The sequence below is a fragment of the Bacillus infantis genome, from assembly GCF_020171945.1.
Classification (GTDB): domain Bacteria; phylum Bacillota; class Bacilli; order Bacillales; family Cytobacillaceae; genus Bacillus_AB; species Bacillus_AB infantis_A.
Genome location: NZ_JAIVAP010000011.1, coordinates 145,678 through 153,066 on the forward strand (window position 1 = coordinate 145,678; position 7,389 = coordinate 153,066).

Below are 7,389 nucleotides of genomic sequence, written 5' to 3' on the forward strand. Positions count from 1 at the left end.
CATTAACACTGATTTCACACCTCAACCAGGCTAAATTCTGCAAGAAAAATGCAGGCACAACGAAAGGATTTTGACAGAGATGAAAAAAACATGGTGGAAAGAAGCAGTAGCTTATCAAATTTACCCGCGGAGCTTTATGGACAGCAACGGAGACGGCATCGGGGATTTAAAAGGGATCGTGACAAAGCTTGATTACCTTAAAGACCTGGGAATTGATGTGATCTGGATCTGCCCGATGTATAAGTCGCCTAATGATGATAATGGCTACGATATTTCTGATTACCAGGATATTATGGATGAATTCGGTACGATGGAAGATTTCAATCTTCTGCTTGAAGAAGTCCATAAGCGCGGGATGAAATTGATCCTTGACCTGGTGATCAATCATACGAGTGATGAGCATCCATGGTTTTTAGAGTCCCGCTCTTCAAAAGAAAATCCAAAAAGGGACTGGTATATCTGGCGCGACGGCAAGGATGGCAAGGAACCGAATAACTGGGAATCCATCTTCAGCGGGCCGGCGTGGAAATATGATGAAGAAACAGAGCAATATTTCATGCACATCTTCTCTGAACGCCAGCCGGATCTGAACTGGGAAAATCCAGAGGTCAGGGAAGCTCTCTATGAAATGGTCAACTGGTGGCTGGAAAAAGGAATTGATGGATTCCGGATCGATGCCATCTCACATATCAAAAAAGAGCATGGTTTCCCTGACATGCCTAATCCGGACAATCTGGACGTGGTCCCATCTTTTCCGAAGATGATGAACTTCCCCGGGATTGACGATTTCCTTACAGAATTCGCGGACAGGACGATCCGCAACTATGATGTCATGACTGTTGGTGAAGCGAACGGAGTGGGCATTCCGGATGCTGACAAGTGGGTCGGCGAGGAAAATGGGTATTTTAATATGATTTTTCAATTTGAATTTCTTGACCTGTGGGATAAGGATACGAAAGATACCGTGGATGTCAGGGCCCTCAAAAAAGCTTTGACCAAATGGCAGGAAGGCCTTGAAGACAGAGGCTGGAATGCTTTATTCATCGAGAATCATGACCAGCCGCGCCGTGTTTCGTCCTGGGGCAATGATCAGCAGTACTGGAAAGAGAGCGCAAAAATGCTTGGGGCGCTTTACTTCCTGATGAAGGGGACGCCGTTCATTTACCAGGGCCAGGAAATCGGGATGACCAACGTGAAGTTCCCTGCCATTGAAGATTATAACGATGTTGGAATGGTGAACTATTACAAAGTGGAAGCCGCAAAAGGCGTGCCCCATGATGAAATAATGGAAGTCGTCTGGAAACAGGGCCGCGACAATTCACGGACTCCGATGCAGTGGGATTCCTCCCATATGGCCGGCTTCACAGAAGGAAACAAAACGTGGCTGGGCCTCAACCCGAACTATCGTACCATCAATGTTGAAAGCCAGCTGAAGGATGAAGATTCGATTCTCCATTTTTATAAAAAGCTGATCGCCCTCCGCAAAGAGAATCCAGTCTTTGTATACGGGGAGTACGAGCTTATCCTTCCTGAACATGGGAAACTTTTTGTCTACACCAGGACAATGGGAAGCGACAAGGCCATAGTGATCTGCAATTTCCAGGATAAGCCTGAAAAAATGGAGCTGCCTGCGGCGATCAGCTGCGCTTCAAGTGAACTGGTTTTAAATAACTATGATGTTCCTGAAACGAAACTGGAAAAGGAATTCACTTTAAGCCCTTATGAAACAAGGGTGTATCTCTTAAAGTAAGAATGGGGCACCAGCCCTTTTCTTATTTGTAAAGGTTTTTCTCCTGCAGAAGGTAGAGTCACGAAGGCTGCCTGACGGTTTAGATCGGAACAGACTGCCTGATAGCACTAGGCGCGTCTGCCGGAAAAAGGAGCAGAAAAATTACCCTTAATACCAGTTGCGGCAAAGTACAGCAATGGAGGATTACGATGCTTAAATTAGATGAGAAAATTGAATTCCAGCCGAAAGGCAACGATATTTTAACCATAGGCGAAATCCTGATCGACATGATTTCGGAAGAATACAGTCCTGCAGATGAGCCGGCAGTTTATCATAACTATTTTGGCGGATCACCGGCCAATATTGCTATGAATGTAAAAAGGCTGGGCATCTGTTCCCTCGTTGCATCTGCAGTTGGGGAAGACAGGCTGGGGACCTTCCTTATCAGCCATCTTCGCAAGACAGGGATCGATCCTGGCCTTGTTCAGCGCGTGGATTCATCCACCAGTATGGTTGTGGTCGCGAAAAGCAAAGGGACGCCAGAGCCTATCTTTTACCGCGGGGCAGACTATCAGTTTGAATACACGGAAGAGCTAGAAAAGGCTTTGCTGGATTCAAAAATTGTCCACTTTTCCTGCTGGCCGCTTTCCATGGCACCGGCACGCCATACTATTGAAAAAGTCATTGAAAAGGCGAGGGGCCAGAATATTCTTGTCTGTCTGGATCCGAATTACCACGAGATGGTATGGAAAAAAGGCACCGAAGGAATTGCGTACGTTAAATCCATCATTGGAAAAGTTGATATTGTGAAGCCTTCGGAGGACGATGCTGAGCGGCTGTTCGGGAAGGACACCCATGAAAATCAGATCCGCAAATTCCTTGATCTTGGCGCTAAGCTTGTCATCCTGACGATCGGCAAGGATGGGGCGATTGTATCCAATGGCGAAGAAACCTTTCGCATCAAATCGCTGGCGACTGATGTAATCGACACGACCGGTGCAGGGGATGCATTCTGGTCAGGCTTTTATACGGCACTGGTAAAAGGCTTCTCCGTAAAGGAAGCCCTTGAGCTGGGTTCGGCAGCTAGCGCCTATAAATTAAAATTCACAGGTGCGGTCTGCAGCATGCCCCCGCTTGAACAACTAAAAGAATTGTACGGACTGTAGGAGGTTTTAGAAATGGCAGTTAAAAATCAAGTACAGCTTATCACATATCCAGACTCCCTCGGCGGCGATCTGAAAATGCTCAACAAAGTTATGACAGAACATTTTGCTGATATTTTTAAAGGCGGCGTGCATATTCTCCCCCCTTTTCCATCCTCAGGCGACCGGGGATTTGCCCCGCTTACCTATCTTGAAATCGACCCGGCATTCGGGGGATGGGAGGATATCCGGAAGATCGGGGAAAGGTTCGATGTCCTTGTCGATCTGATGGTCAATCATATCTCGCAGAAATCCGAGTACTTCCAGGACTTTTTGGCAAAAGGGCGCCAATCCAAGTATGCCGATCTGTTCATCACCCTTGACAAGCTTTGGGAAGACGGACAGCCTGTACAGGAGGATATTGATAAAATGTTCCTGCGGAGGCCACTCCCATATTCTACCTTTACAATAGAGGAAACAGGCGAACAGGAGACAGTGTGGACCACTTTTGGCAAGACAGATCCCTCTGAACAGATTGACCTTGATATCAAATCAGAGCAGGTCAGGCAGCTATTAACCGACTTCTTCACCAATTTCAAGGAGCAGAACGTGAAAATTGTCCGCCTTGATGCGGTCGGCTATGTCGTGAAAAAGCTCGGCACCAGCTGCTTCTTCGTTGAACCGGAAATTTACGAGTTCCTTGACTGGATCATGGAGCTGGCGAATTCCCTGGGCATCGAGCTTTTGCCGGAGGTTCATTCCCATTATTCCATTCAGTACAAGCTAGCGGAACACGGCTTCTGGATCTATGACTTTATCCTGCCATACCGTGTCCTCGAGACCCTGATCAACAAATCAAGCAAAAACCTGGCTGATTACCTGAAGAACCGTCCGCATAAGCAGTTCACCATGCTCGACTGCCATGACGGCATCCCGGTTAAGCCAGATCTTGACGGCCTGATTGATACAAAGGAAGCGAAAGACATTGTAGATGTCTGCCTTGAAAGGGGATCGAACCTGAGCCTGATCCTTTCTGAAGAACACAAGGCAGAGGATGGGTTTGATGTCCACCAGATCCGCTGCTCCTACTATTCCGTCCTGAACAGCGATGATGATGCTTATCTTGCTGCAAGAGCCATTCAATTCTTCACGCCGGGCGTCCCGCAGGTCTATTATGTCGGACTGCTTGCCGGTGAGAATGATGCGGAAAATGTAGCGCGCACCGGTGAAGGCCGCGAAATCAACCGCCATAACTTCACTCTTGATGAAATTGAAGGATCCCTGGAAAAGCCAGTCGTCCAAAGGCTCCTCCAGCTCATTCGCTTCCGCAATGATTATGAAGCATTCAGCGGCGAATTCCAGGTCCTCGACTCCCCGGACAGCGAAATCCGCCTCTCCTGGCAAAACGGCAGCAAACACTGCACCTTGTTCATTGACCTGGAAACGAACAAGAGTACCATTGAGTATGCCGGTGACAGCGGGGAAAAGACTGAGTATATCGTTTAAATTTAATATGAGTGTCAGGCACGCTAAAAAGACAGAATCCGGTAAAGTGTCTTTATAGCGTGCCATATTTTATATTATGGCAACGAATGATATTAGGGCATAAAAGAAAGTAAAATTCTAGTAAATTTCCCGTGAATATTATTTCGCTATGTTCTGAATTCAAATAATTTTCTTTAAAACTAATAGATTTTGAATCTTTTACGTGCTATTATTTTATTGTTTGTGATAGGGAATCTTAAGGGGGAAAATCATGATGAAAAGAAAGTTTGGCAAAAAAGCAGTAGCTGGTGCAGCATTAGCTTTAGGATTAGTTATTCCGCAGGTTGCTCCAACTATTACGTACGCAGATGTAATGAATAGCAATGAAGACATTGTTAACCTCCGAATTGTTGAAACGACAGATATCCACTCAAATATTATGAATTATGATTATTACAAAGGTTCTTCAACAAATGCCTATGGATTAGCAAAAGCGGCAACTCTTATTAAAGATGTTCGTGCAGAAGCGGATAACAGCATGCTGTTTGACAACGGAGACTTGATTCAGGGAAGCCCGCTTGGTGATTATGTATATAATAAAGGATTAATGAAGGAAGGCTATGTCCATCCTGTATATAAAGCTATGAATCTGTTGGGATACGATGCCGCAACAGTTGGTAACCATGAATTTAACTATGGCCTGGAGTACCTTAACACAGCCCTGAAGGGTGCAGAATTCCCTTATGTTAATGCCAACGTAAAGAACACAAAGGGAGAAAATTATTTCATTCCTTATCAAATCCTCGAGAAAAAGGTTAAGGATACGGATGGGGAAGAGCATACAATTAAAGTCGGTGTAACCGGTTTCGTCCCTCAAGGGATCATGAACTGGGATGCTAAGCACCTTGAAGGAAAACTTGTTGTAGAAGATATCGTGAAGTCTGCTCAAAAAGTAGTTCCGGAAATGAAGGCTGCCGGCGCTGATATTGTAGTAGTTTTATCACATTCCGGTATTGCCGAGTATGATCAGGACGGTAAAATGAAAGAGTATGCTGAAGGAATTGAAAATGCTTCGTACTACCTGAGCAAGGTGGAAGGAGTCGATGCAATCCTGACAGGACATCAGCATCTAATGTTCCCTAATGCAGAGAAGCCTTCTTTTGCTGATGGAAACGGAATCGATAATAAAAAAGGCACTATCAACGGAATTCCTACATTAATGCCGGGATCATGGGGAAATAACATCGGTTTAATTGATCTTAAAATTGAGAAGGTCAATGGCAAATGGGATGTTACTGATGGACAGGCTAAGCTTGATCCGATTACAGCTGGAGAAGTAACAGCTAAAGAAGATGCTGCTATTGTTTCTGCTGTAAAAGCTGAGCATGATGCAACTATTCAATATATGCAGACCCCGGTTGGTGAGCTTAAGGGCGATTTGAATACTTATTTCGGCCTGGTGAAAGATAATGCAGCGATGGAAATCTTAAACAGGGCTCAGACATGGTATGTGAAGGAATCCCTAAAGGACACCAAATATAAGGACCTTCCAGTAATTTCTGCTGCAGCTCCATTTAAAGCAGGCCGTGGCGGAGTTGACGATTTCACTGATGTAAAATCAGGAACGATCGTCCTGAAAAACATCGCTGACCTGTATCTTTATGATAATAACGTAGTCAATGCAGTTAAAGTAAATGGTTCAACACTTAAAGAATGGCTTGAATGGTCAGCTGGACAATTCAATACGATTGATCCTTCCAAAACAGGGGAGCAGTCTCTAATCAACCCGGATTTCCCTACTTATAACTTCGATGTTATTGATGGTGTAACATACGATATCGATGTTACGTCCAAGCCAAAATATGATAAAGGCCAGAATCTGATCAATGCGAATGCAAACCGCATCAAGAACCTGAAGTTTGATGGCAAGCCAGTAACTGCTGACATGGAATTCATTGTTGCAACAAATGACTACCGTGCAGCTGGAAGCAAGCTGATGAACCCAGGCGGAGTGAATACAGTCCTTAAAGCTCCGGATTCAAATCGTCAGGCTATGATGAGCTATGTAGTAGAAAATAAAACAATCGATGCATCTGTCAACAATAACTGGAATTTCACTCCGGTTAAAGCGAATGTAACTTTCGAGTCTAACCCGAAAGCAGCAGAACTTGCTAAAGAAACAGACAACATCACTTATACGGGCAAAACGACAGAAAAGGGCTTTGGCGTATTTAAAATTGAGCTTGGTAAAGGCAATGAAGGCGGAGGTGCTGAAGAGCCTTCATTCAAGGATGTTCCTGCCAGCCACTGGGCAAGCGAATATGTCTATGGTTTAGCGAAGAAAGGCATCGTTAAAGGCAAGACGGCAACAGCGTTTGACCCGTCTGCAAATATTACCCGCGGCCAATTTGCGAGCCTGCTGGTTCGTTCTCTGGGACTTACAGCTAAAGGAAACTCACCATTCAAGGATGTATCCGGCGATTTGGCGAAGGAAGTAGCTGCTGCCTATGAGGCAGGCCTTACAAAAGGTGTAACCACTAAAACATTTGAGCCAAACAAGCCGATTACCCGCGCACAAATGGCTGCAATGCTGATCCGTGCATATGAAAAAGAAAATGGTGCTGTTAAAGCAGAAGCTTCACAATTCACAGACCTCGGCAAATTGGATGCTGAAACAAAATCAGCCATTCAAAAAGCAGCGCAGCTCGGATTTGTAGAAGGATTTGGCGGCAAGCAATACAAGCCAAGCAATAAAGCAACCCGTGCCCAGGCAGCAAAAGTAGTATACCTTCTTGATAAGTAAAATGATGTGCGTGCCGCCCTGTGCGTGTCAGGCACTTGAAATGTACACTACACCAGGATTTGTATGCGGATAAAGGACAATAGGAGGAGGCAGAGCATTGGCTCTGCCTTCTTTTTTGTGTGCCGGGCATGTTCATCAACTAGGCGGTGCAAGTCCGCTATGGGCGTTGGGATATGCGAACCATTAGCTGAAGGCAAGGGTGTCCACGGTGACGTGGAATCTGAAGGAAG

The 7,389-nt window shown here is 45.4% G+C and carries 4 protein-coding genes; all 4 read left to right on the forward strand.

Translation table 11 applies throughout. The annotated features are described in order from the left end of the window. Window positions 1–79 precede the first annotated feature (79 nt). Window positions 80–1,750, forward strand: coding sequence for a glycoside hydrolase family 13 protein (locus tag LCM00_RS15760; protein WP_224903836.1), 1,671 nt, complete (start codon window positions 80–82; stop codon window positions 1,748–1,750). A gap of 188 nt (window positions 1,751–1,938) precedes the next feature. Further along, a complete protein-coding gene (locus LCM00_RS15765) occupies window positions 1,939–2,895 on the forward strand; it encodes a carbohydrate kinase family protein (RefSeq protein WP_224903838.1) in 957 nt (318 codons plus the stop codon). Window positions 2,896–2,907: 12 nt separating this feature from the next. Beyond that, entirely contained in the window at window positions 2,908–4,377 is a 1,470-nt protein-coding gene (gtfA, locus tag LCM00_RS15770; RefSeq protein ID WP_224903840.1) for a sucrose phosphorylase, read from the forward strand. Window positions 4,378–4,627: 250 nt separating this feature from the next. Continuing rightward, window positions 4,628–7,159, forward strand: a complete 2,532-nt coding sequence (locus LCM00_RS15775; protein ID WP_224903842.1) for a bifunctional 2',3'-cyclic-nucleotide 2'-phosphodiesterase/3'-nucleotidase — start codon at window positions 4,628–4,630, stop codon at window positions 7,157–7,159. Window positions 7,160–7,389: the final 230 nt, after the last annotated feature.

What these genes read in the sequence shown, in the direction of transcription:
- LCM00_RS15760 (WP_224903836.1), top strand. Translation starts at nt 80, where the DNA reads ATGAAAAAAACATGGTGGAAAGAAGCAGTAGCTTATCAAATTTACCCG.
- LCM00_RS15765 (WP_224903838.1), top strand. Translation starts at nt 1,939, where the DNA reads ATGCTTAAATTAGATGAGAAAATTGAATTCCAGCCGAAAGGCAACGAT.
- gtfA (WP_224903840.1), top strand. Translation starts at nt 2,908, where the DNA reads ATGGCAGTTAAAAATCAAGTACAGCTTATCACATATCCAGACTCCCTC.
- LCM00_RS15775 (WP_224903842.1), top strand. Translation starts at nt 4,628, where the DNA reads ATGATGAAAAGAAAGTTTGGCAAAAAAGCAGTAGCTGGTGCAGCATTA.